The sequence below is a fragment of the Pseudophaeobacter sp. genome, from assembly GCF_039971195.1.
Taxonomy (GTDB): Bacteria; Pseudomonadota; Alphaproteobacteria; order Rhodobacterales; family Rhodobacteraceae; genus Pseudophaeobacter.
The window spans coordinates 1-20,911 of the sequence record NZ_JBDWPJ010000056.1 but is presented as its reverse complement, the minus strand read 5'-3'; the positions used below and the strand labels follow the sequence as shown (position 1 = coordinate 20,911).

Sequence of the window (20,911 nt, the reverse complement as noted above, 5' to 3'; positions counted from 1 at the left end):
GGGGGAGGTCTCGCTTACTGGTAATTGGCCTGAACAGCATTCAACGCCTGCTGGTCAATCCGGGGTGCGGCGCGCAGCTGGGCGTCCTGCACAAAGGCAGAGAACAGCTCCTGCGACACTGACTGATCCAGCTGGGCGCCCAGCGCCTCGGCGAGCTGGGCCATCTCTGGGCTCTCTTCGGCCTCGAGCACCGCATCCAGACGCACAACCACCGTGCTGGTCTCCCCGGTGATCACAGTGAAATCGCCAACCTCCAGGGTGAAGATCTGGTTCATCATGTCGACAGGTGTTGTGTCGAGATAGGCGGTTCGGGTCAGGCCCTCTTCGACCTTGACGGCGCTGCCTTCGGGGAAATCACCGGCGGCAATTGTCGCCGTGAGAAGGGACTGGGCCTCGGCCTGCAGGGCTGTGGCCAGACGGTCTGCATCCCAGGCGTTCAGGACTTTTTTCCTTGCATCTTCAAAGGGTTCCGGACGTGCGGGCAGGATTTCATCCAGCCGCAGGGCAAAGATGCTGCCGTCGCCCAGGAATTCCGCCTCTGGGAAGTCCTCCAGGGTGACTGCGCTGGCGGCGGTGCGGAAATCGTCATAGGCGCTGATGTCTTCACCGGCCTCGCCAAACCAATCAATAGTGCCGACCTGCATATCGGTTTCAGCCGCCAGCTCTTCGAGGGTGGTGCCACCGGCCAACATATCATTGATGTCTTCGGCCTGGGTTTCGATCAAACGACGGGCGCGATCGGCGGCCAGCTCATCGCGCAGCTCCGGGGTGGCCTGTTCAAAGCTGGTAAACCGCTCTTCGAGGTGGCCATTGATGCGGAACAGGGCAGGGCCCAGATCTGAGAGCAGGGGGCCGACGACGGCGCCAACCTCTGCGGCAAAGATATCATCCGCTGCGGCGCCAAGGCTCGCGTGGGTGGCATCGCCCAGATCGACATCCTGCAATGTCAGGCCACGGCCTTCGACCAGAGACTCAAAGGTTGCCCCTCCAACTTCCAGCTGCGCCTTGGCCTCAGCTGCGGCGGCCTCGTCCAGGAAAACCAGTCGTTCCACCAGACGGCGCTCTGGGACCTGATACTGTTCGGCGCGTTCGTCATAGCGTTGACGCAGGGTGGTCTCTTCGATCTCGACGCTGTCCATGATCATTTCGGGGCTGAGACGGGCATAGGTGATGCGTTTGGTCTCGGGCAGGGTGAAATCCTCGGCGTTCTCCTCGTAGAAGGCCTTGAGCACATCATCATCAGGCACAACTTGAATCAGCGAGATCTGATCCGGGCTCAGCTGCACATAAGAGAAGCTGCGGCGGGCACCAATGTAGCTGGTCAGGGTGTCGGCCAGGATTGAGGGCATCTTGACGCCAGAGATAACCGCGCCCTGCACCAGGGTACGGGCGGCCTCGCGGCGCAGATCAGCTTCGAATTCGCTTTCGGTCAGATTGGCATTTTGCAATGCGTAGCTGTAGCTCTCACGATTAAAGGCGCCATTGACCTGAAAGTCGCGGATTTCAGCCAGTTCCTTGCGAAGGTTGTCATCGCCAATGGATAGGCCGAGTGTTCTAACTTCGTTGTCAATCGAGGCAATCGAGATCAGACGGCCTAGAACGGCGCGATCCATGCCAAAGGCAGCCATCTGCGCGATCGACAGCGACTGCCCGCTTTGCTGCTGAATGCGGCGCTGTTCGAGCTGCAACTCCCGCAGGTATTGATCCATGGAGACTTCTTCTTCCCCCACCAGGGCAATTGCAGACATCGAGCTGCTGAAGTTCACCGCGCCAAAGCCGGCAAGGCCAACGATCAGCAAACCCATCAGGATCCAAACAAAGGTGTTGGACAGTTTTTTTATCGTCGCGGCCATATTGCCCTCTTTTACTCTCGGATCAGGAATTCTGCCTGCCTGGAAGGCGCAGTTCATCCTGCCTAAATGATTGTTGCCTCATGCATACGCTGCCACCCCAAGGGGAGCAAGATCTCCTGACCTCCCAAAGATTTGATCGCGAGCCTTTTCAGGGGATCTGGACGAATGCGTGAGGGGAATTGCTGTTTTGAACCTCTCCTAGGATGGGTTCGGCGGCGTGAAACTGGCGAGGCGGCCAAAAAGTTCAGAAATACCGGCGGCATCGACATTGGCAAAGGCGATGCGGAACTGGCGTTCTGCGGTTTTGTCGCCTGTCGGCATGAACATGGTTCCAGGTAACATCAGTATGGAAGCCTCAGTGACCAGCTGCTTGGCGATCTCTTCGGCAGCCAGATCAAAGGGATGTTCAACATAGGCAAAATAGGCCCCGCAGCCCAACAACCTCCAGCCCTTGGCTTCCAAGGTGGGAAAGCCATCAAGGATGGCCTGTTTGCGAGCCAGGATTTCCTCCCGCTCGCCACCCAACCAGTCCTGCAGGTTGTGAATGCCCCAGGTGGCACCGATCTGGCCCAGTTGCGAGGGGCAAATGGTCACCGTGTCGAGGAACTTTTCCATTTCATAAAGCCGCGCGGAGGAGGTGGCGATAGCTCCCACCCGATGACCGGTCAGGCGATAGGCCTTGGAGAAGGAATAGAGATGCACCAGGGTCTGCTCCCAGCCCTCGGTCTGAAACAGCTGATGCGGCGCACCGGAGCGGCTGTCAAAATCGCGGTAGGTTTCATCCACGATCAGGGTAAGCCCCTTGGACCTGGCCAGATCAAAGAACGCCTGCACCAGCCCTTCGGGATATTCTACGCCTGTTGGATTGTTCGGCGTGACCAACACGATGGCCTTGGTGCGCGGGGTTATCATCGCCTTGGCGGTTTCAAGGCTGGGTAACATGTCGTCGCCAACCTGCAGCGGGCAGGCGGTAACGTCGCTGAGATCCAGCCACATTTTGTGATTGAAATACCAAGGCACCGGAATGATCACCTCGTCGCCCTCGCCACAGAGGGCGGCGATGGTGGCGGCAAAGGCCTGATTGCAGCCCGAGGTAATTCCAATCTGGTTGGCACTGACTGTGGCGCTGTAGTGTTCAGACATTTGAACGGCCAGCGCGGTGCGCAGTTCCTCACGCCCCAGAACCGCCCCATAAAGATGGGCGTCGTCCTGGTTGAGCGCGGCCTCGGCCAGGGCCTGGCGCAGGCCAAGTGGCGGCGGGTCTGCCGGTGCGGCCTGGCTCACGTTCAAAAGGGGACGATCCGAGGGGAAGGTGACGCCTTCAACCCAGCGACGGGATTCCACGATGGGAGAGAGGAAGGTTGCCTCTGTGCGCGACTTGTTCATGCCCACTCCTGCTGGCGGTGTTTTCATTGGTTTGGAAGTGGTAGGGGCTTGCGAAGGGCTTGGCAATCACTCTGGTGAAACTTCTGGCTAAGACAAAGAAAAACGCGCCCCTAAGGGACGCGTTGGATCTTGTGTGGTCCATAAATGCCCGTGGGCTTAGTCGGTGCCGCGATAGGGTTGGACATATTGTAGCGCCATATCCCAGGGGAAGAAGATCCAGGTGTCCTGGCTGACCCCGGTGATAAAGGTGTCGACCATGGGCTCGCCCTGGGGCTTGGCATAGACCGTGGCAAAATGCGCCTTTGGGTACATTTCGCGTACCAGTTCCAGAGTCTTTCCGGAATCGACAAGATCATCAATGATTAGGATGCCTTCGCCATCCCGCATCAGCTCGGCATCAGGGCTTTTCAGCACCTGGGCTTCGCGTTGCTGATCCTGAGCGCCACCGCCGGAATGGTAGGATTTCACCGAGATGGTATCGACGGTGCGAATATCCAGCTCGCGGCTGATGATCATCGCAGGGGCCATGCCGCCACGGGTGATGGCAACTACGGCGCGCCATGCGCCATTGTCCGGGCCTTGGCCGTCCAGACGCCAGGCCAGGGCCCGGCTGTCGCGGTGGATCTGATCCCAGGAGATGTGAAACCCTTTTTCGTGTGGCAGGCGATCAGTCATGATCCGAAGCTCCTTTGCTTGCGTCTCGTCCCTTTTGTGCAGGGGGATCAGACGAGGGCGATTTTGAAACCGAGGGCGGCCAGAAGCCCGCCGAACACACGGTCGATTACATGTTTCAGGTTGATATAGCCCTGGCGGGTTTTCTCAAGCGAGAAAAGGCGCGCCACCAAAGTGTTCCAGGTGGCCTCGCCCAAGAAGATGCAAAACAGCAGTGCCAACAGGCTAAGTGCGGAGCTGCCCTCAGGGACGGTGCCGATAAAGACCGCGCCAAAGAAGACCGCCGGTTTGGGATTGGCCATTTGGGTAAACAGACCAAGCCGGAAGGCTGTGAAGGCAGAGCGTGGCAGGGCAGGTTCATCCTCGTTGGCGACGATCGGATCACTGGCCTGTCGCCAGATGTTCCAGGCCATCCAGACCAGATAGGCGGCTCCACCAATGCGCAAAACCGTTAGCAGAAATGGCGCATGTTCAAACAACAGAGCAAGTCCGAACAGGGCCGAAGTGGCCCAGAATACTGCTCCAGCACCAATGCCGGTGGCCAGGGCAAGCCCGGTGCGCCAACCTTCAGAGAGGCCGATACGAGCGGCCATCAAAACCGCAGGACCGGGGCTGACAGCAGCCATCAGGCACAAAAACAGGCAGGCGCCAAAAGCAGCAATAGTCATAGTTAGCCTTTCGAAATGTCAGGCGCGTCGACGGCCTTCATGCCCACCACGTGATAGCCTGCGTCAACATGCAGATTCTCACCGGTCACGCCAGAACTGAGATCAGAGAGCAGGTAGAGAGCCGATTTGCCCACATCATCGGTGGTCACATTGCGGCGCAGCGGCGAATTATGTTCGTTCCACTTCATGATGTAGCGGAAATCACCAATGCCAGAGGCCGCCAGGGTCTTGATCGGTCCGGCCGAGATCGCATTGACGCGAATACCGTCTTTGCCCAGGTCCTCGGCCAGATATTTCACCGAGGCCTCGAGCGCGGCCTTGGCCACCCCCATGACATTATAATGTGGCATCACCTGTTCGGCGCCATAATAGGTCAGCGTCAGCATCGAGCCGCCTTCGGACATCAGTTTTTCCGCCCGTTTGGCAATGGCGGTAAAGGAATAGACCGAGATATCCATTGTCATCTGGAAATTCGCGCGGCTGGTATCAACATAGCGACCACGCAGCTCGTTTTTGTCAGAGAAGCCAATGGCGTGCACAACAAAGTCCAGCTTGCCCCATTTTTCTTCGAGCGCCACAAAGAGCGCATCCATCGAGGTTTCATCAGAAACATCACAGGGCAGGACAATGTCACTGCCCAATTGTTCTGCCAGGGGCAGAACGCGTTTCTTCAGCGCATCGCCTTGATAGGAAAAGGCCAGCTCAGCACCTGCATCGGCGCAGGCTTTGGCGATCCCCCAGGCAATCGATTTGTCATTGGCAAGGCCCATGATGAGACCGCGCTTGCCGGTCATCAGTTGATTAGACATTCAGGTTCTCCGCCCGTGATCTGTAAAGTTAAAGACGTTTAGTATGATGGCGTCGCTGCTTCAAGGGGCGACCTTACCCCATGGTCACGGCCCATGGCGCTGGCTCTTGCCGTTCCGCGAGGGGCTGCATACTGTGGCGCCGAATTCAGACAGGAGGCTCCGATGAGCGAACGTTCAGGGCTCTTTGCCGGCGACAACCCCTTTGAAATTGCCAGGTCCTGGCTTGCCGAAGCCGAGGCCTCAGAGATCAACGACCCAAATGCAATGGCCCTGGCAACGGTGGACAGTGACGGGTTGCCCAACTCTCGCATGGTTTTGCTCAAAGAGATCGAAGAGGATGCCTTTGTCTTTTATACCAACTATGAAAGCGCCAAGGCGCAGGAGTTGGATCAGGGCGGCAAGGCTTCATTTGTGGTTCATTGGAAATCCCTGCGCCGTCAAATCCGGGTGCGCGGGCTGATCAGCCGCGAAGAGGGGCCGAAAGCCGACGAGTACTATGCTTCCCGCTCGCTCAAAAGCCGCCTTGGCGCCTGGGCCTCACAACAATCGCGCCCTCTGGACAGTCGCGCCAGCCTGATGGCCGAAGTTGCCAAGATCACCGCCACCAAGGGGCCGAATCCCTCGCGTCCGCCTTTTTGGGGGGGGTACCGGATTACCCCGGTAGAAATTGAGTTTTGGGCCGATGGGGCTTTTCGCTTGCATGACAGGTTCGTCTGGCGGCGCTCAATAAAACAAGATGATTGGTCGATAACCCGTCTTAATCCTTAAGCAATGGATTTGCGAAATACTGATATTCCTATCAAACGAGGGGTTTTTTACTTGAACTCCTGCGGTGAAATCGCGCATCACCTCCTTACGAAATCGAAAAATACGCAGTGGATGAATTAAGTGGCAGATGATCTGAGCAGCCTGCAGCAAATCCAAGGCCTTGTTAAATGGTTCGATCCCACTAAGGGATTTGGTTTTGTTGTATCCGATCTGGGTGGCCCTGATATTTTGTTGCACGTAAACGTACTCCGTAACTTTGGACAAAGTTCGGTGGCGGATGGTACCCGTATCGAAATCGTGACCCATCGCACCGATCGTGGTGTGCAGGCCGTAGAGGTTTTGGCCATTCATCCTCCCGAGCGCGAAGAAGCTCCGGTTCTGAGCGATTTTGCCGAAATCGACCTGAGCGATCTGCAGTCCAAACCCCTGGAGCCCGCACGTGTGAAATGGTTCAACAAGGGGAAAGGCTTTGGCTTTGCCAATGTCTTTGGCCGCAGCGAGGATGTGTTCCTGCATGTCGAAGTGCTGCGTCAATCCGGGTTGGCCGATTTGCAACCGGGTGAGGCGCTGGCGATACGGGTCATCGACGGTAAGCGCGGCCATATGGCCGCCGAAGTTCAAGCCTGGGAAGCCGCCCTGCTTGAAACAGATCAGGACACTTGATCCTGTGGCGCGGCTGAGATCTTTTCTCGTCGTCGCATCCTCCCTGGCCTTTGGTGCTGGCCTGGGCATCTCCACTGCCTCCCATGCTGCAGAATGTCAGCTTAACCGCGTCGACCTGCGCGGCAGTTGGGGGCAGGTGAGTTTTACCGTTGAAATCGCTGATGACGAGGCCGAGCGTGCGCAGGGGCTGATGTTTCGCGAAGCGCTGCCGCGCCAGTCGGGCATGTTGTTTGTCTATCCCTATCCGCAGCCCGCGGCCTTTTGGATGAAGAACACCCTGATCCCACTGGATATCATTTTTCTTAATGAAAACGGATTGGTGACTGGTATCCAGGCCAATGCGATTCCCGGCGATCTGACGCCGCTGCCGGGCGGCAATGATGTCTTTGCCGTGCTCGAAGTCAACGCCGGTCTTGCCGCAGTTTATGGGATTTCACTCGGCACCGAGATGCGTCACAAAGTTTTTTCAAAAACTGCTCCGATTTGGCCTTGTTAGGGGTTTTCAAATCAATTCACTGGCGTTAGGAACAGCGCACGGTTCGGGGCGTGGCGCAGTCTGGTAGCGCACCTGTTTTGGGTACAGGGGGTCGTGAGTTCGAATCTCGCCGCCCCGACCACTTTCAAAGAAAACCCAATGATTTCTTTGATGTTCTCGCGAGAGGCCAGGCTCCCTGGTCTCCCGCCAGAGGGCAAGATCTCCTTCCAAAAGCACGGTATGCTTGGCGTTGAGCCCAGTATAGGTCCAGGGTCTCTGCAGTTATTCTCCGCCGGCAGGGTGTCGAGGTGGTGCCGCTTTGGGCTGGTGTGAGGCAGGTCGTATTGGCGACGACATGTTTTGTGTTCCCCTGGTAAAACCGGCCTCACATGTCGTGCGGTTCGCGGCCGCGGAAGAAGAGTTCAACAAAATTCTTAGGCGCGTTTCTACGAAGGTTTACAGCCTCCGTCTTGGCGATGTTTTTCTCTGCCCGATTTGGAAAAGTGCAGCGCCATGGCTGCAGAACACTTCAGGGCTGTAGCTGCCGCTGGGGTAGCTATCGCCTTGCGAGTGGCGCGCTTGTGGCAGGGGAAAAGAATCATGTCCTCTTGTGGATTGTCGCGCTTCTCCCACTAAATGTTGAATTAACCCTTCCTTAATAAACTGACGCCAATGCGTTTCAAATTCTCGCTATTTTCACTCTGGTTTAAAACTTCCAAGAGCGGCGCGCTCACCAATGCTAGTGCATCCTTGCCACAGCGGTGCAGCCGACACAGTGGTGTTCTTTGCGGGGAAAAACATGCCTAAGAATTTGGCGTTCCAGGTCTGAAGGAGAGGGAGGTTTTGAACTTCGCACGGCAAGTGTTTGGTGTTACCCGGAATTTTTGGACCTCTGCTTTTGTAACTAATGGCCAGAAAAAATCGCCCAGATGTGGATGAATCACTCGACTGGCCAGACCTGTCTCGATGACCCTTGGCGTCAACAGCAAAGATGGTCACTAAATGGTAAAATATCCGTTGACCCTCTTGGGCTGAATACGCCAAATTGTGGAGGCCTCAAGCGGTGACACAAGATCTGGTAGGGAATCGTGTCGCTGTGACAAGACGAAAACACAAATAACATCCTTCATAATGGCCGGCGAGGGTCTCTGGAACTGCATGTCCCTTCTGTGACATGCCGATTTTTGGTGCTTTCAAACGGCGAGTGCTGCACGGCGTGCGGCGGGATGAAGATGACGAGACAGTGATAATCACAAAGGGCACAACATGAAGATCGAGCGGAAGTTTACCAAGGCAGGGCAGGACGCCTATTCAAGTTTGGATTTCATTTCGGCGACCTCCGAGATTCGAAACCCCGATGGCACCATTGTATTCCGTCTGGAGAACATCGAAGTTCCCGGCAATTGGAGTCAGGTTGCCAGTGATGTCATTGCCCAGAAATACTTCCGCAAAGCTGGCGTGCCCGAGAAGCTGAAGAAAGTTGCCGAAAAAGGCGTTCCGGAATTCCTGTGGCGCTCGGTTGCCGATGGTAAGAACGTCGCAACGGGCGGTGAGACCTCCTCTAAGCAGGTGTTTGACCGTCTGGCAGGCGCCTGGACCTACTGGGGCTGGAAAGGTGGCTATTTCACCACCGAAGAGGACGCCCGGTCCTTTTTCGACGAGATGCGCCATATGCTGGCAACACAGCGTGCCGCGCCCAACAGCCCGCAGTGGTTTAATACCGGCCTGCACTGGGCCTATGGTATCGACGGTCCCGCCCAGGGCCATCACTATGTTGATTACAAGACCGGCAAGCTGACCAAATCCACCAGCTCCTACGAACACCCCCAGCCTCATGCCTGCTTCATCCAGTCTGTCTCGGATGATCTGGTCAATGACGGCGGCATTATGGACCTCTGGGTGCGCGAGGCGCGCCTGTTCAAATATGGCTCTGGCACCGGCACCAATTTCAGCCATCTGCGCGGCGAGGGCGAAGCGCTTTCTGGCGGCGGTAAATCCTCGGGCCTGATGGGCTTTCTCAAGATTGGCGATCGGGCAGCTGGCGCGATCAAATCCGGCGGTACCACCCGACGCGCGGCCAAAATGGTCATCGTCGATGCAGATCACCCCGATATCGAAGACTTCATCGAGTGGAAGGTACTGGAAGAGCAGAAGGTTGCCTCCATTGTTGCTGGCTCCAAGATGCATGAAAAGATGCTGAACGGTATCTTTGCGGCGATCCGCTCCTGGGATGGGGCCGCCGAAGACGCCTATGAGCCCGCCAATAACCCGGCGCTGAAAACCGCCGTGCGCGAGGCCAAAAAGGTCGCTATCCCTGAGACCTATGTGAAACGCGTGCTGGACTATGCCAAGCAGGGCTACGACAGCATCGAATTCCCCACCTATGACACCGACTGGGATTCCGAGGCCTATAGCTCGGTTTCTGGCCAGAACTCTAACAACTCGATTCGGGTCACCAATGCCTTCCTGCATGCGGTGAAAAAGGACGCTGACTGGCAGCTGATCAACCGCACCGATGGCAAGGTCGCCAAGACCGTCAAGGCGCGGGACCTGTGGGAAAAGGTTGGCCATGCGGCCTGGGCCTGTGCCGATCCCGGTATACAGTTCCATGACACCGTCAATGAATGGCACACCTGCCCGAAAGACGGCGAGATTCGTGGTTCAAACCCTTGTTCCGAATACATGTTCCTGGACGATACAGCTTGTAACCTGGCCTCGCTGAACCTGCTGACCTTCCTCAAGGACGGGCAGTTTCAGGCCGAAGACTACATGCATGCCTGCCGCCTGTGGACCGTGACGCTGGAAATCTCGGTGACCATGGCGCAGTTCCCTTCCAAGGAAATTGCTCAGCGGTCTTACGATTTCCGCACCCTTGGCCTGGGCTATGCCAATATCGGCGGGTTGCTGATGAACATGGGCTATGGCTATGACAGCGAAGAGGGCCGGGCGCTTTGTGGCGCGCTGACCGCGCTGATGACTGGGGTTTCCTATGCCACTTCTGGTGAAATGGCGGCTGAACTGGGGGCCTTTTCTGGCTATGAGCGCAACGCCGATGCCATGCTCAAGGTCATTCGCAACCACCGCACGGCCGCCATGGGCAAGCTGACCGGCTATGAGGGCCTGTCGGTGCCGCCGGTGCCGCTGGATATCGCTGGCTGCCCTGATGCGCGCCTGACGGACTTGGCCATGGGGGCCTGGGATGAAGCTCTGGAGCTGGGCGAAAAGCACGGCTTCCGCAACGCTCAGACCACGGTGATTGCCCCAACCGGCACCATCGGCCTGGTGATGGACTGTGACACCACCGGCATCGAGCCTGACTTTGCTCTGGTGAAGTTCAAGAAACTGGCCGGCGGTGGCTACTTTAAGATCATCAACCGCTCGGTGCCCTCGGCGCTCGAAGGGCTGGGCTATAGCTCGGCTCAAATCGAAGAGATCGTTTCTTATGCGGTGGGTCATGCCTCTCTGGGCAATGCGCCTGGCATCAACCATACCTCGCTGACCGGTCACGGCTTTGGCTCCAATGAATTGTCCAAGATCGACAGTGCTTTGGAAGCCGCTTTTGATATCCGCTTTGTGTTCAATCAATGGACCCTGGGCGAGGATTTCTGCACAGGTGTGCTGGGGATCCCGGCAAGCAAACTGAACGATCCGGCCTTTGACCTGCTGCGTCACCTGGGCTTTTCTAAGGTGGATATTGACGCGGCCAATGACCACGTCTGCGGCACCATGACCCTGGAAGGTGCGCCGCACCTGAAGGAAGAGCATTACGCGATCTTTGATTGCGCCAATCCTTGCGGCAAAAAAGGCAAGCGTTTCCTCGGTGTTGAAAGCCATATCCGTATGATGGCCTCAGCCCAGAGCTTTATTTCGGGCGCGATCTCCAAGACCATCAATATGCCCAATGACGCCAGCATCGAAGAATGCCAGAAGGCCTATGAGCTGAGCTGGTCGCTGGGTGTCAAAGCCAATGCGCTATACCGTGACGGCTCCAAGCTGAGCCAGCCGCTGGCAGCGGCGCTGGTCGAGGATGACGACGAGGCGGCAGAGGTTCTCGAAACCGGCAAGCCGCAGGAAAAGGCTGTGGTTCTGGCAGAGAAGATTGTCGAAAAGATCGTCATCAAGGAAGTGGCCAAATCGCAGCGTTCCAAGATGCCGCATCGCCGCAAGGGCTATACCCAAAAGGCGGTTGTTGGCGGTCACAAGGTCTATCTGCGGACCGGTGAATACGAAAGCGGCACCTTGGGTGAAATCTTCATCGATATGCACAAAGAGGGGGCGGGCTTCCGCGCCATGATGAACAACTTCGCCATCGCGGTCTCGGTTGGTCTGCAATATGGCGTGCCACTAGAAGAGTTTGTTGATGCCTTCACCTTCACCAAGTTTGAGCCTGCGGGCATGGTGCAGGGCAATGACTCGATCAAAAATGCCACCTCGGTACTGGACTATGTGTTCCGCGAACTGGCGGTGAGCTATCTGGACCGCACCGATCTGGCCCATGTGAAACCGCAGGGTCCGGCCTTTGATGACATCGGTCGCGGCGAAGAGGAGGGGGTTTCCAACCTCAGCGAGCTGAGCGAAAGCGCCGCAACCCGCTCGCTGGAGGTGCTCAAGCAGATTTCCTCCACCGGTTATCTGCGCAAACGTCTGCCGCAGGATCTGGTGGTTCTGCAGGGCGGACAGGCAGGCGAGACCGGCCTGATGGATGCCAATACCTCTGCCGCTGATCCTGTTGCGGATCTGCAATCGCTGGTTCCGGAAGCCTCGGTTGCACCTGCGACCGGTATGGATGCACGGGTCAAGGCCAAGATGCAGGGCTACGAGGGCGAGGCCTGCAGTGAATGCGGCAATTACACTTTGGTGCGCAACGGCACCTGCATGAAGTGTAATACCTGCGGCAGCACCAGCGGCTGTTCCTGATCTAAAGATCTGAACGGCGCCGTGGTTTCATCCGTTAGGCGGCGCCTAAGTTAATGAAAAACCCGCAGTAACAGGCGATATCCTGTTGCTGCGGGTTTGCTATTTTGCCTCCCTTTCAGGAGGGGCGCATCAGTGCAGCGACAGGCTGGGGGACTTGCGCGCTCTGTCCTCGGTTGCTTGCCAGACGGGATCTGCCGTTGGGTGCTCTGGCGTTTGAGTGGGGCCTGCCCATTCGGGAGTGACCCAAACTGGCGCCGTTTGATCTACCGCCTGATTGGCACTGGCCGCATGGACAGAAAGGCTCAGCTGTGACGCGTCATGTTGGGCGGTGAGCCGCAGGGGCATTCCGGGCTGTGCGGCGCGAGGCTGGTCGAGCAAAAAGGCGGTTCGGCCCCAGTGTCCTTTGGCATTCAATCCATTGGAGACTGAAATGCCGGGCGCCAGCTCCATTTCAAAACTGACAAAGATAGCATGGATCTCGCCGGTGCTGGCACAGAACAGATCCTGGGTGCTGCGCGCCGGATCTATATTTGGCCGAGTGAAATCGAATTGAAACAGCTCTGCCATGGGTCCCAGGGGGCGCAGACGGTAGGCTTCAAAATCGTTCGGAGTAATCTGTGCGACACCAACGAGGGGATTAAAGGCACTCAGATCAAAGCCTTCGGCCTGTTTGGGTTGCCATTGATCCAGCAAGATATCGCTCTCAACCATCTGCGCCATCAGGGTTCCGCGTTCCGGAACCGCGCGGGCATTGGGTTTTGCCAGGGCGGCCATCGCATGGGTCAGCGTCGCCAAAGCGCCCTCGCCAAGCAAGACGGTATCGACAATCTCAGAGATCACCACGTCGGCCTGATGCGGGATATCAACGCCAACAATGACGTCATGTGACCATTTGGGGATCACGGTGATGCGGTCGCTCAACCCGTTTTCAGCGATAACGCGGGTGGCGGCCTGGGCAATCAGCGGCTGCTGCTCGCAGGTATAGACATGTTTTGCACCGGCGCGTGCCGCCAGCATGGCCGTCAGCCCTGCGCCGCAGCCGATATCCAAAACCAGATCACCTGGCTTTACCTTGGCTGCAATCGCCTGAGCATAGGCGCTGTTGCGGGCCTCGTCGGCTAGCATGGGGAAATGCCAGCGAGGGACAAACATCTGATGCAGCCGCTCTTGCAACACCCGTGCGCCGTGGTGATGCGGATCAAGCTCCAGTGCCTGTGTCAGCAACGCGGCGGTGCGGAGGCCACCATCTCCCAGGGGTTCGGATTTGGCGCGCTCAACCAGGGTTTCAACTGGGCTTTCAATCAGGCTTTCTGCCTGTGAACCGTCTGGTGAAGCCTCTGGGAAATCGTGATATTTCCGGGCAACCGACGGGACTTGTTCTTTAAACAATTTTTAGATTTCCTCATTTGAACTAAATGCTGAGGTCTGCATATTCACCATGGGCATCTAACAAAGCGTAAAGGCCCCGGTGCCTGTTTTGTCCAAATCACCCCTCCATCAAAACTCACCCATGCCAGCGGTTGTTGTTGGCGATGACTTGGCGTCAGCGGGAGTGGTTTGGCGTTGTGATTGAATATTAGTCCATATACGAACTAAATGATCGCAGGCAGAGGGACACCCAGTGTCAGAGAAATCAAAGTCGCAAAAACCATCACCGGTCAGGCTCCGCGTCTTTCACCAGCTGCAGGTCGCCCATAGCGCCCTGTTTCGGGCCGCAGATCGGCGGACACGGCAGTCCGTAGGGCTCACCACCAGCCAGTTTGCAGTCCTGTTTGTCCTGTCGCAACGCGATGGGCAGCCGATCTCTGAGATCGCCAAACATCTATCGATGGGAAAATCCAGCCTCACCGGCTTGGTGGATCGCATGGTGGATCGGGGCCTTGTGGCCCGCATAGCCTCACCCAGCGATGGCCGGGTGACTAATATCCATATCCAGGCGGCAGGCGCGGCGCTTCTGGCTGAGGCCAAACAGGAAACCAAGCATTTCAATGCCGCTCTTCTGAAGCCTTTTATTGAGGACGAACAGATAGTTATCCATAGGTTCCTCAACCATTTGGTGGAACATGCCGATGATATTATCAACCCAACCACGCTCAATTCCGGAGACAGTCATGACCCAAACGACCTCCCGTGAAACGATCACGTTTGACACCAGCGATGGCGTCACCTTGCAGGGCGATCTCACCCGCAGCGCTGAACCCAAGCTGGCCATCCTGATCTCGGCTGGCACCGGCTTCCCTCGCAGCTTCTACCATCCAATTGCGACCTATTTTGCCGAGCGGGGCGCTGTGGTTCTGACCTATGACTACCGCGGAATTGCCGGATCGCGCAGCGGCGACCTGGCCAATTCCGAGATCGAATATGCCGATTGGGGGCGCTACGACATGGTGGCCGCCGTTGATCAATTGTCCGCAGCGGCACCAGGGCTAAAAATCACCCATCTGGCCCATAGCGTAGGCGGGCATTTTATCGGGGTGATGTCCAATCATCAAGCCATTGATCGACATGCTTTTATCTCGGTCGGGACCGGGTATTTTGGTGGCCACAAACTGGGCAATTGGCCGCTGGAGATGTATTTCTGGTGGGTCCTGGGCAGCTATTCCCTGCTGCGCTGGGGCTATATCAAACCCGGTGGCGGCTGGGGCGGCGAGGCACTGCCGCCTCGGGTGTTCAAAACCTGGCGTAAGTGGAGTCAGCGCAAGAGTTATTTCCAGCCCGACTATGAAACGCTGCTAAAGCCGCAGCACTACGCAGAGGTCACCGCGCCGATCCGCTCCTGGATCTTCAGCGATGACCCGATCGCCACGCCGCAGGCCGGGCACGACCTGCTGGACTGCTATCCCAATGCGGCAAAATCATTGCAGATCAGAACCCCGGCTGACATAGGTGTAAAGCGCATAGGCCACGAAGCGGCCTTTCGCCCCGGTCGGGAAACCCTTTGGTCTGAATGCTGGGACTGGCTTTCGCAAAGCCAGGCAAGCAACTGAAAAACCGTAAAATCTACTCCTTCAACAGCTAGGACCGCCAAAATGAGCGACACAATCTCCATCCAGACCTCTGCGCGGGTCACCACGCTGACAATCACCCGGCCAAACAAGCGCAACGCCATCACGCAGGCAATGTATGGCGCTATGGCCGCGGCACTGAAAGACTATGAGAATTCCGAAGCGCGGGCCTTTGTGATCACCGGGGCAGAGGACTATTTCACTGCTGGCAATGACTTGCAGGACTTCTCGATGGCGGATCACACAGCCGAAAAGCCCCCGGTGATGCAGTTTCTGGAGGCTATTTCCACCTGTCCCAAACCGGTGATTGCTGCGGTGAACGGCCCGGCCATTGGCATTGGCCTCACCATGTTGCTGCATTGTGACCTGACCTATGCCGCCCAAAGCGCCACCTTCACCGCGCCTTTTGTCAAGCTGGGTTTGGTGCCCGAAGCCGCCTCTTCGATGCTGCTGGCACAGTCCGTTGGCATGGCGGTTGCCAATGACATTCTGCTTGCTGGGCGGACCCTTACCGCTGACGAGGCCCATAGCTACGGCTTGATCTCGCGGGTTTTCCCGGATGCGGATTTTCAGGCCGAGGTGGCTCAGATTGCGGCGCATGTGGCCAATTCGGCGCCAGAGGCGGTGAAGCTGTCAAAATCCCTGATCCGCCACAACCGCGGCCAGGAAGCTGCCCATATGGCAAAAGAAGCAGAGCTGTTCCTTTCGCAGCTGAAATCATCCGAATTCGCCGAGGTGGTCGCCGCGATGATGCAAAAACGCGCCCCGTCGTTTTCGTAAGCGAATGCGCATAGGGCTTTGAAAAAATCTCTTCCCGCAGTGCGTTGCGGGAAGGGAACTGACTAGATCAGACAAGATCCACATAGGGCCTGCTCTTGCAGCCTGACCCGAGCGGGTCACAACAATCTATAGGAAAACACTGAAGGGGAGTATGGCGGAGAGACAGGGATTCGAACCCTGGGAACCCGTGAAGGCTCAACGGTTTTCGAGACCGCCCCGTTCGACCACTCCGGCACCTCTCCGCGGGGGTCTGGTGCAGGAGCGTTTAAGGCTGAACGCTGTGCAGCGCAAGGGGGATTTTCAACTTCTCAGGAGAAATGCATTTTTTCATTGTTTGGTCGCAGTTTTCCCCTAGATTTCAACTATGAGACAGCTTTCAAAACCATTCTTTCACTTGCTCCGGGCGATCTGCACGCTTGGGGTTCTAACCGTGCTTTTCGCTATGCCTGCTGCGGCAGTTGAGCGGGGCAAGGTCGAGGCCTTCCTTCAGGTTACCGGGTTTGATGTGGCGCTGGATAGTATCGCGCTCTCGGCGGGCAATGCGCCGGAGATGCTGGGTTTTACGGCCAGTGATTTTGGTTCCCAGTGGACCCGCCTCTCTGAAAGCGTGTTTGATCAGGACAAAATGCGCGATCTGGCACTGGATATTCTGACCGAGACCCTTGAGGATGAGGCGCTGAGCCATGCTGCCGCCTTTTACGCAAGTGACCTCGGTCAACGTCTGGTGATGGCGGAAAACGCCTCCCATCTGGTGGAGGAAGGTGACACCAAACAGGCTGCCGGCGAGAGGATCATTGCCGATCTGGTGAAATCTGGCAGCAAACGGGTGGCGCTGTATCACCGGATGAGTAGGGCGATTGATGCCGCTGGCGCTGGCCTGAGATCGGTTCAGGAGATCCAGTTTCGTTTCCTGATGGCTGCCAGTGCCGCAGGTATCGTTGAGCTGCAATTGGACGCAGAGGGGCTGCGCGCCCTTCAGCGGGCACAGGAAACCGAAATCCGCATGGCTTTGCAGGCGTCAAATCTGGCGGCCTCTGCCTATACCTATCAGGAATTCTCGGATGCCGAGGTTGTCGCCTATGTCGAAGCGCTGGAGGCTCCATTGATGCAACGGGTCTATGAGCTGCTGAATGCGGTGCAGTTCGAAATCACTGCCAACCGGTTCGAGGCATTGGCCTACCGGATGAAAGAACTGGGCCGCGGCGAGGATATCTGAACCGTGACAGGCCCTAACCCCCCTGCTTTTCCCAATGCGGAGGGAACGTGGGCAGGAAAGGGTTGACAGGGGCATGGTTTATGGGGCAAATGCCGCCATCCCGGCCCGGATTCTCTGTGCCGGGTTCATTTTGTAATACGGCCCCCAACCGGGGCGCGCTGTTCGAGGTGGCCATCTGGCCAAAACGCCCGGATCCGGGGACCAAAGGACGCGGTTGATAAAGGAAACACGCATATGTTTGCGGTCCTCAAGACTGGCGGCAAGCAGTACAAAGTTCAGGCGGGCGATATCCTCCGCATTGAAAAATTGGCTGCTGATGCTGGCGAAACAATCCAGTTCGACGAAATCCTGATGCTTGGCGGCGACACTCCTGTTGTTGGCGCACCTCTGGTAGAAGGCGCTGCTGTTAAGGCAGAAGTGATCGACCAGATCAAAGGCGAAAAGCTCATTCACTTCGTGAAGCGTCGCCGGAAGCACTCTTCCAAGCGTACCAAAGGTCACCGTCAGAAACTGACTCTGATCCAGATCACTGAAATTCTGGCATCCGGTGCAACCAAAGCTGCGCCTAAAGCTGCCGCCAAGGCTGCTCCAAAAGCCGCTGCCAAGGCCGCACCTGCTGCCGCTGCTGCTGGTTCCGACGATCTGACAGCCTTGACTGGTGTCGGCCCTGCCGCCGCCAAAAAGCTGAACGAAGCTGGTCTGACCAGCTTTGCCCAGATCGCAGCCTTGTCGGAAGACGACATTGCTGGTATCGAAGCGGTCAAAGTGAAGCCCGAGTGGGTTGCACAGGCCAAAGATCTGGCTAAAGGCTAAGGAGAGACAGAATGGCACATAAAAAAGCTGGTGGTTCCTCCCGTAACGGCCGCGACTCCGCAGGTCGCCGCCTCGGCGTGAAACTCTATGGTGGCCAGGCGGCCATCGCAGGCAACATCATCATTCGTCAGCGCGGCACCAAATTTTGGCCGGGCGAGGGCGTAGGTCTGGGCAAAGATCACACGATCTTTGCTGTGACTGACGGTGCTGTCACCTTCCACAAAGGCCTGAAAGGCCGCACCTTTGTATCGGTTCTCCCAGTGGCGGAGGCCGCTGAGTAAACCGAACCCACAAGGTTATGAACAATGAGGGGATCGGCAACAGCCGGTCCCCTTTTTCTATTTGGCGCAGAAGCGCCGGTGTTGTTTTAGTATTGGTGCTCTCCAACGCAAAACTGGCGATCCCCAGGATCTGGGGGATCATTGAAATGTGACTAGGCCGTCCATGGCCTGCCCTTCAAATGCCATGTCTTAGCGCTACCTGGAGGAGAAAGCCTTTGTTTTCGATCTCTTTGCCATGAAGGAGCAGAGACATGAGCCTGGATAATGTGAGTGATCAGCCGGTTATAGAAGCCAACCGGTTTGTGCTACGTCCGCTGCGGGATTCCGACAGCGGCTTGATTGCCCAATACACGGGCGATGAACGTGTGGCACGCATGACCACCTCAATCCCTCACCCGATGCCCCCCGGCGCGGTTGAGGCCTTTGTGGGGCGCGCTGTAGCTGCAGAGCGGGACGAAGACATTTGGGCGATTGATGGCACTCCCGGTGGCGGCGCCGAGTTAAAGGGCATCATCAGCCTGAAGCGGCTGGATCGCAATCAGTCCGAAGTGGGGTTCTGGATTGCGCCTTTGTTTTGGAACACTGGCCTCGCCTCCGAGGCACTGGCAGCGCTGGTCGCAGCCAACCCGCTGGATAATGCCACCATGTTTGCGGTGGTGTTTCAGGACAATCCGGCCTCGGCGCGGGTGATGACCCATTGCGGGTTTGACTATCTTGGCGATGCCGAGAGCTTCTCGGTCAGTCGCAATGCAAATGTGCCAACCTGGACCTACAGCCGAAAACTGTGATTGGCGCGGCCAAAGCTTTCAGGTAAGCCACAGCCAAGAACCAAACGAGGTCCGGACGAGACCTCGTTGACCCAACCGTATTTCCGCGCCGCGCCCAAATGGGTGCCAGCGCAGTAAGGAGCCACCATGAAATTCCTCGATCTGGCAAAGGTCTATGTCCGCTCCGGTGGCGGTGGCAACGGCTGCGTGAGCTTTCGTCGTGAAAAATACATCGAATATGGTGGCCCCGACGGCGGCGACGGCGGCAAGGGCGGTTCGGTCTGGGCCGTGGCTGTGGATGGGCTGAATACGCTGATTGATTTTCGCTATCAGCAGCACTTTTTTGCCAATAACGGCCAGTCCGGCATGGGACGTCAGCGCACCGGTAAGGATGGCGAGGAAATCATCCTGCGGGTGCCGGTGGGCACTGAAATTCTCGACGAAGACCAGGAAACCGTGCTGGCGGATATGACCGAGATCGGCCAGCGGGTTCAGCTGGCCAAAGGCGGTAATGGTGGCTTTGGCAACCTGCACTTCAAATCCTCCACCAACCAGGCGCCGCGCCGCGCCAACCCGGGCCAAGAGGGTGTCGAACGCACCATCTGGCTGCGGCTGAAACTCATTGCCGATTCCGGCCTGCTGGGGTTGCCCAATGCCGGTAAATCCACTTTCCTGGCTTCCAGCTCCAATGCCCGGCCCAAGATCGCCGATTATCCCTTTACCACCCTGCACCCGAACCTTGGTGTGGTTGGCATTGACAACACTGAATTTGTCATGGCCGATATTCCTGGTCTGATTGCCGGCGCCCACGAGGGCAAGGGCATTGGCGATAGGTTCCTGGGCCATGTCGAGCGGTGCTCGGTGCTGCTGCATCTGGTGGACGGCACCTCCGAGGACGTGGCGGGCGATTACCAGACCATCATTGATGAGCTCGAAGCCTATGGTGGCGAGCTGGCCAATAAACCGCGCATCACCGCGTTGAACAAGGTTGACGCCCTGGATGACGAAGAACGCGCCGAGGCCCTGGCGGCTTTGGAAAAGGCCGTTGGCAGCAAGGTGCTGATGCTCTCAGGCGTGAGCCGCGAAGGGTTGAACGAGGTGCTGCGCGCGGTGCGGGCCGAGATTGACGATGACCGCATCCGGCAAAAGCCCGTCGAGGAGCAAGAACCTTGGCGGCCCTGATCGACGCCAAACGCATTGTTGTCAAAATTGGCTCGGCGCTGCTGGTGGATCGCTCCAGTGGCAAGCTGCGCTCGGGTTGGCTGCATTCGCTGGCCAATGATGTGGCCTGGCTGAAATCCCTGGGCAAGGATGTCATTCTGGTCTCCTCGGGTTCGATCGCCCTGGGGCGCGAGGTGTTGGACCTGCCGCGCAGTGATCTGCCGCTGGAACAGTCGCAAGCCGCTGCTGCCGTTGGACAAATCCGTTTGGCCCGCGCCTATGAGGAAGCCCTGGCTCCACATATGATCACCACCGCACAGGTGCTGGTAACGCTGGAAGACAGCGCGGATCGGCGCCGTTATCTCAATGCCCGCGCCACGCTGGAAACCCTGATCGGTCTCGGCGCTGTGCCCATCGTCAATGAAAATGACACCATTGCCACCGATGAGATCCGCTATGGCGATAACGACCGCCTGGCGGCGCAGGTGGCAGTCACAGTCGGCGCTGATGCGCTGGTGCTGCTGTCAGATGTGGATGGGTTTTACAGCGCCAATCCGGCGCTGGACCCTGCGGCACAGCGCTATGACCGCATTGATGAGATTACGCCTGAGATCGAAGCCATGGCTGGCGACGGTGTCTCTGGCCTTTCCAAGGGCGGGATGATCACCAAGGTTCTG

The 20,911-nt window shown here is 57.5% G+C and carries 20 protein-coding genes and 2 tRNA genes; 14 read left to right on the top strand and 8 right to left on the bottom strand.

Annotated features, from left to right (window positions below; translation table 11 throughout):
* Positions 1-14: 14 nt before the first annotated feature.
* The 5 genes from ABJP42_RS04900 to fabI all read right to left on the bottom strand — a co-directional run bounded on the left by ABJP42_RS04900 (position 15) and on the right by fabI (position 5,388).
* Positions 15-1,853 carry a peptidylprolyl isomerase gene (locus ABJP42_RS04900; RefSeq protein ID WP_348338868.1) on the bottom strand — a complete coding sequence of 613 codons (1,839 nt, stop codon included), beginning with the start codon at positions 1,851-1,853 and terminating at the stop codon, positions 15-17.
* 198 nt (positions 1,854-2,051) lie between these two features.
* Positions 2,052-3,239 carry an aminotransferase gene (locus ABJP42_RS04895; protein WP_348338866.1) on the bottom strand — a complete coding sequence of 396 codons (1,188 nt, stop codon included), beginning with the start codon at positions 3,237-3,239 and terminating at the stop codon, positions 2,052-2,054.
* A 156-nt stretch (positions 3,240-3,395) separates the two neighbouring features.
* Positions 3,396-3,914, bottom strand: a complete 519-nt coding sequence (gpt, locus tag ABJP42_RS04890) for a xanthine phosphoribosyltransferase (protein WP_348338864.1) — start codon at positions 3,912-3,914, stop codon at positions 3,396-3,398.
* A gap of 47 nt (positions 3,915-3,961) precedes the next feature.
* Positions 3,962-4,579 carry a LysE family translocator gene (locus tag ABJP42_RS04885; protein WP_348338862.1) on the bottom strand — a complete coding sequence of 206 codons (618 nt, stop codon included), beginning with the start codon at positions 4,577-4,579 and terminating at the stop codon, positions 3,962-3,964.
* A gap of 2 nt (positions 4,580-4,581) precedes the next feature.
* Positions 4,582-5,388: an enoyl-ACP reductase FabI gene (gene fabI / locus ABJP42_RS04880; RefSeq protein ID WP_348338860.1), complete on the bottom strand. Its 807-nt coding sequence runs from the start codon at positions 5,386-5,388 to the stop codon at positions 4,582-4,584.
* Positions 5,389-5,550: 162 nt separating this feature from the next.
* On the opposite strand from fabI, the gene pdxH reads away from it, so the two are divergent.
* The 5 genes from pdxH (at position 5,551) to ABJP42_RS04855 (ending at position 12,211) form a co-directional block, all read left to right on the top strand.
* The gene (gene pdxH / locus ABJP42_RS04875) at positions 5,551-6,156 is read left to right on the top strand and encodes a pyridoxamine 5'-phosphate oxidase (RefSeq protein WP_348338859.1); all 606 of its coding nucleotides are present in this window, start codon (positions 5,551-5,553) and stop codon (positions 6,154-6,156) included.
* Between the two features lie 120 nt (positions 6,157-6,276).
* Complete coding sequence (locus ABJP42_RS04870) at positions 6,277-6,819, top strand: cold-shock protein (protein WP_348338857.1); 543 nt, start codon at positions 6,277-6,279, stop codon at positions 6,817-6,819.
* A complete protein-coding gene (locus tag ABJP42_RS04865) occupies positions 6,797-7,315 on the top strand; it encodes a DUF192 domain-containing protein (protein ID WP_490363187.1) in 519 nt (172 codons plus the stop codon). The genes ABJP42_RS04870 and ABJP42_RS04865 overlap by 23 nt, the downstream gene beginning before the upstream one ends.
* Positions 7,316-7,359: 44 nt before the next feature.
* Positions 7,360-7,436: transfer RNA gene (locus ABJP42_RS04860), tRNA-Pro, on the top strand.
* Between the two features lie 1,124 nt (positions 7,437-8,560).
* A complete protein-coding gene (locus ABJP42_RS04855; protein ID WP_348338855.1) occupies positions 8,561-12,211 on the top strand; it encodes a vitamin B12-dependent ribonucleotide reductase in 3,651 nt (1,216 codons plus the stop codon).
* A 129-nt stretch (positions 12,212-12,340) separates the two neighbouring features.
* Here ABJP42_RS04855 and ABJP42_RS04850 read toward each other — a convergent pair whose 3' ends face one another.
* The gene (locus tag ABJP42_RS04850; RefSeq protein WP_348338886.1) at positions 12,341-13,516 is read right to left on the bottom strand and encodes a class I SAM-dependent methyltransferase; all 1,176 of its coding nucleotides are present in this window, start codon (positions 13,514-13,516) and stop codon (positions 12,341-12,343) included.
* 316 nt (positions 13,517-13,832) lie between these two features.
* Between ABJP42_RS04850 and ABJP42_RS04845 the strand changes: the two genes are divergently transcribed.
* The 3 genes from ABJP42_RS04845 to ABJP42_RS04835 are packed head-to-tail and all read left to right on the top strand — an operon-like array spanning position 13,833 to position 15,996.
* The gene (locus ABJP42_RS04845) at positions 13,833-14,345 is read left to right on the top strand and encodes a MarR family winged helix-turn-helix transcriptional regulator (protein ID WP_348338853.1); all 513 of its coding nucleotides are present in this window, start codon (positions 13,833-13,835) and stop codon (positions 14,343-14,345) included.
* Positions 14,323-15,198: an alpha/beta hydrolase family protein gene (locus ABJP42_RS04840; RefSeq protein ID WP_348338851.1), complete on the top strand. Its 876-nt coding sequence runs from the start codon at positions 14,323-14,325 to the stop codon at positions 15,196-15,198. Before ABJP42_RS04845 ends, ABJP42_RS04840 begins: the two co-directional genes overlap by 23 nt.
* Positions 15,199-15,240: 42 nt before the next feature.
* Positions 15,241-15,996, top strand: coding sequence for an enoyl-CoA hydratase (locus tag ABJP42_RS04835; protein ID WP_348338850.1), 756 nt, complete (start codon positions 15,241-15,243; stop codon positions 15,994-15,996).
* 152 nt (positions 15,997-16,148) lie between these two features.
* Here the strand turns inward: ABJP42_RS04835 and ABJP42_RS04830 are convergent.
* Positions 16,149-16,238 (bottom strand) — tRNA-Ser (locus ABJP42_RS04830).
* A gap of 122 nt (positions 16,239-16,360) precedes the next feature.
* Here ABJP42_RS04830 and ABJP42_RS04825 point away from each other — a divergent pair.
* The 4 genes from ABJP42_RS04825 (at position 16,361) to ABJP42_RS04810 (ending at position 19,094) form a co-directional block, all read left to right on the top strand.
* On the top strand, positions 16,361-17,212 hold the full coding sequence (locus ABJP42_RS04825) for a DUF2059 domain-containing protein (protein WP_490363186.1): 852 nt from the start codon (positions 16,361-16,363) through the stop codon (positions 17,210-17,212).
* Positions 17,213-17,446: 234 nt separating this feature from the next.
* The gene (locus tag ABJP42_RS04820; RefSeq protein WP_348338848.1) at positions 17,447-18,025 is read left to right on the top strand and encodes a 50S ribosomal protein L21; all 579 of its coding nucleotides are present in this window, start codon (positions 17,447-17,449) and stop codon (positions 18,023-18,025) included.
* An 11-nt stretch (positions 18,026-18,036) separates the two neighbouring features.
* Positions 18,037-18,306, top strand: coding sequence for a 50S ribosomal protein L27 (rpmA, locus tag ABJP42_RS04815; protein ID WP_122073771.1), 270 nt, complete (start codon positions 18,037-18,039; stop codon positions 18,304-18,306).
* A 251-nt stretch (positions 18,307-18,557) separates the two neighbouring features.
* Positions 18,558-19,094, top strand: coding sequence for a GNAT family N-acetyltransferase (locus tag ABJP42_RS04810; RefSeq protein WP_348338846.1), 537 nt, complete (start codon positions 18,558-18,560; stop codon positions 19,092-19,094).
* Here the strand turns inward: ABJP42_RS04810 and ABJP42_RS04805 are convergent.
* Positions 19,076-19,222 (bottom strand): hypothetical protein, encoded by a 147-nt coding sequence (locus tag ABJP42_RS04805; RefSeq protein WP_348338845.1) that lies wholly within the window; start codon positions 19,220-19,222, stop codon positions 19,076-19,078. The genes ABJP42_RS04810 and ABJP42_RS04805 overlap by 19 nt on opposite strands.
* Between ABJP42_RS04805 and obgE the strand changes: the two genes are divergently transcribed.
* Together obgE and proB are read left to right on the top strand one after the other, a co-directional pair.
* Positions 19,221-20,255, top strand: coding sequence for a GTPase ObgE (gene obgE / locus ABJP42_RS04800; RefSeq protein WP_348338843.1), 1,035 nt, complete (start codon positions 19,221-19,223; stop codon positions 20,253-20,255). The two genes, ABJP42_RS04805 and obgE, sit on opposite strands and share 2 nt — an antisense overlap.
* The coding region (gene proB, locus ABJP42_RS04795; RefSeq protein ID WP_348338841.1) for a glutamate 5-kinase at positions 20,243-20,911 on the top strand (669 nt) is incomplete at its 3' end. The genes obgE and proB, both read left to right, overlap by 13 nt.

What these genes read in the sequence shown, in the direction of transcription:
- ABJP42_RS04900 (WP_348338868.1), bottom strand. Translation starts at nt 1,853, where the DNA reads ATGGCCGCGACGATAAAAAAACTGTCCAACACCTTTGTTTGGATCCTG.
- ABJP42_RS04895 (WP_348338866.1), bottom strand. Translation starts at nt 3,239, where the DNA reads ATGAACAAGTCGCGCACAGAGGCAACCTTCCTCTCTCCCATCGTGGAA.
- gpt (WP_348338864.1), bottom strand. Translation starts at nt 3,914, where the DNA reads ATGACTGATCGCCTGCCACACGAAAAAGGGTTTCACATCTCCTGGGAT.
- ABJP42_RS04885 (WP_348338862.1), bottom strand. Translation starts at nt 4,579, where the DNA reads ATGACTATTGCTGCTTTTGGCGCCTGCCTGTTTTTGTGCCTGATGGCT.
- fabI (WP_348338860.1), bottom strand. Translation starts at nt 5,388, where the DNA reads ATGTCTAATCAACTGATGACCGGCAAGCGCGGTCTCATCATGGGCCTT.
- pdxH (WP_348338859.1), top strand. Translation starts at nt 5,551, where the DNA reads ATGAGCGAACGTTCAGGGCTCTTTGCCGGCGACAACCCCTTTGAAATT.
- ABJP42_RS04855 (WP_348338855.1), top strand. Translation starts at nt 8,561, where the DNA reads ATGAAGATCGAGCGGAAGTTTACCAAGGCAGGGCAGGACGCCTATTCA.
- ABJP42_RS04840 (WP_348338851.1), top strand. Translation starts at nt 14,323, where the DNA reads ATGACCCAAACGACCTCCCGTGAAACGATCACGTTTGACACCAGCGAT.
- ABJP42_RS04835 (WP_348338850.1), top strand. Translation starts at nt 15,241, where the DNA reads ATGAGCGACACAATCTCCATCCAGACCTCTGCGCGGGTCACCACGCTG.
- ABJP42_RS04825 (WP_490363186.1), top strand. Translation starts at nt 16,361, where the DNA reads ATGAGACAGCTTTCAAAACCATTCTTTCACTTGCTCCGGGCGATCTGC.
- ABJP42_RS04820 (WP_348338848.1), top strand. Translation starts at nt 17,447, where the DNA reads ATGTTTGCGGTCCTCAAGACTGGCGGCAAGCAGTACAAAGTTCAGGCG.
- rpmA (WP_122073771.1), top strand. Translation starts at nt 18,037, where the DNA reads ATGGCACATAAAAAAGCTGGTGGTTCCTCCCGTAACGGCCGCGACTCC.
- ABJP42_RS04810 (WP_348338846.1), top strand. Translation starts at nt 18,558, where the DNA reads ATGAGCCTGGATAATGTGAGTGATCAGCCGGTTATAGAAGCCAACCGG.
- obgE (WP_348338843.1), top strand. Translation starts at nt 19,221, where the DNA reads ATGAAATTCCTCGATCTGGCAAAGGTCTATGTCCGCTCCGGTGGCGGT.
- ABJP42_RS04805 (WP_348338845.1), bottom strand. Translation starts at nt 19,222, where the DNA reads ATGGTGGCTCCTTACTGCGCTGGCACCCATTTGGGCGCGGCGCGGAAA.